Raw genomic sequence first — 367 nt, forward strand, 5'->3', positions numbered from 1 at the left:
GCCTTCGCCACCGGTGTTCTTCCCAATCTCTACGAATTTCACCTCTACACTAGGAATTCCACCCACCTCTATCGGACTCGAGATCTGCAGTATGAAAGGCAGTTCCGAGGTTGAGCCCCGGGATTTCACCCCTCACTAACAAATCCGCCTACGTGCGCTTTACGCCCAGTGATTCCGAACAACGCTAGCCCCCTTCGTATTACCGCGGCTGCTGGCACGAAGTTAGCCGGGGCTTCTTCTGTAGGTACCGTCATTATCTTCCCTACTGAAAGAGCTTTACAACCCTAAGGCCTTCATCACTCACGCGGCATGGCTGGATCAGGCTTGCGCCCATTGTCCAATATTCCCCACTGCTGCCACCCGTAGG

General features: G+C 54.5%; 1 rRNA gene. It reads right to left on the reverse strand.

What is annotated here, in order from left to right:
- Positions 1–367, reverse strand: a 16S ribosomal RNA gene (locus ACTHS3_RS17285); the annotation flags it as partial.

The organism is Neisseria sp. P0009.S007, assembly GCF_051962515.1.